At 64.0% G+C, this 1,467-nt stretch carries 1 protein-coding gene and 1 pseudogene; both read right to left on the reverse strand.

The window, feature by feature from the left end:
* Positions 1-598 (reverse strand): Gfo/Idh/MocA family oxidoreductase (locus EOA33_RS35520; protein ID WP_145989510.1); only part of this gene is annotated, 598 nt, incomplete at its 3' end.
* Positions 599-810: 212 nt separating this feature from the next.
* Positions 811-1,467: pseudogene (locus EOA33_RS35530) on the reverse strand (sugar ABC transporter ATP-binding protein); the annotation flags it as partial.

A 1,467-nucleotide genomic window follows, 5' to 3' on the forward strand; every position in this document is an offset into this window, starting at 1 on the left:
ACCCTGTCGCGGCGCCGGCGATCAGCCGCGCCATCGACACCGGATAGCCGCCGACGTCGAGGATGCCGCCGCCGGCGAGGTCGTTGGCATAGAGCCGATGCTCCGGCAGGAAGCCCGGCATGGCGAAGCCGAAGCTCGACTTGATCATGCGGACTTCGCCGATGACGCCCGACTTGATCAATTCCACCAGCTTAAGCGTCTGCGGATGCAGCCGGTACATGAAGGCTTCGCCGAGGAAGGTGCCGGCCTTGCGCGCGGCATGGATCATGGCGTCGGCCTCAAAGGCGGTCAGCGCCAGCGGCTTCTCGCACAGCACATGCTTGCCGGCTTCAGCGGCCTTGATCGCCCATTCGGCATGGCCGGGATGCGGTATCGAAATATAGACGGCGTCGACACCATCGTCGGCGAGCAGCGCCTCATAGCCGTCGAGGATGCGCGCGCCCGGGAAGGTTTCGGCGAGCCCCGCCTTGCCGGGGTTGCGGGCACCGAGCGCTACCAGTTCGCCGGTGCGCGACTGCGCCACGCCGCCGGCAAAGGATTTGGCGATGCTGCCGGGCCCGAGAATGCCCCAACGAATCTTTTGCGGTCTGGATGTCATGTCAAATCTCCTGGGGTCGCCGCCACGCATTCGCGATCGGGCAAGAATGGAACCATTTTGTTCGAGCATGATCTTTCCGAAAGCCGGTTCGCGCTTTTCGGGCTCATGCCCTAGAGCGGTTCAACGTTTCTTGGAATCGCCGAACCGCTCTAAGTATTTGTTTTTACGCAATTCCGGACGGAAAACCGTTACACACTTTTCCTGGAATTGCTCTAGCGTATCCGCGCGCCCTTGGTGTCGAAGAGCAGCGCCTTGTCGGCCTTGATCGCCACCGTCAGATGGTCGCCGCTCGCCCGCTGCCTGGATGCCTCGCGCTCGATGATCAGTTCGTCGTCTCCGGCACCGGCGTAGACGTAGCTCACCGATCCGAGATGCTCGGCGACATCGGCCTTGACGGCGATGTCGCAGTCGCCTTTGCCGGCATCGAAGAAGTGTTCCGGCCTGACCCCGAGCACGACCTCGGCGCCGACAGCCGGAGGCGTGCTCTGGAGCGGCTTGCTCAGCCGCGCGCCGGCGTGGTTGACAAGCTCGACCGTCGCCGCGCCCGGCCCGGTCTCGACAACCCTCGCCGGCATGAAGTTCATCTTCGGCGAGCCGATGAAGCCGGCGACGAAGCGGTTGGCGGGATCGTCATAAAGGTCGAGCGGCGCGCCGATCTGCTCGACATTGCCGGCCTTGAGCACGACGATCCGGTCGGCCAGCGTCATCGCCTCGGTCTGGTCGTGCGTCACATAGATCATGGTGACGCCGAGCTCCTTGTGCAGCCGGGAGATCTCGACCCGCATCTGGACGCGCAATTCTGCGTCGAGATTTGAGAGCGGCTCGTCGAACAGGAACACTTGCGGCTCGCGCACGATGGCGCGGCCGAT

This window comes from Mesorhizobium sp. M4A.F.Ca.ET.050.02.1.1 (genome assembly GCF_003997725.1).
Taxonomy (GTDB): domain Bacteria; phylum Pseudomonadota; class Alphaproteobacteria; order Rhizobiales; family Rhizobiaceae; genus Mesorhizobium.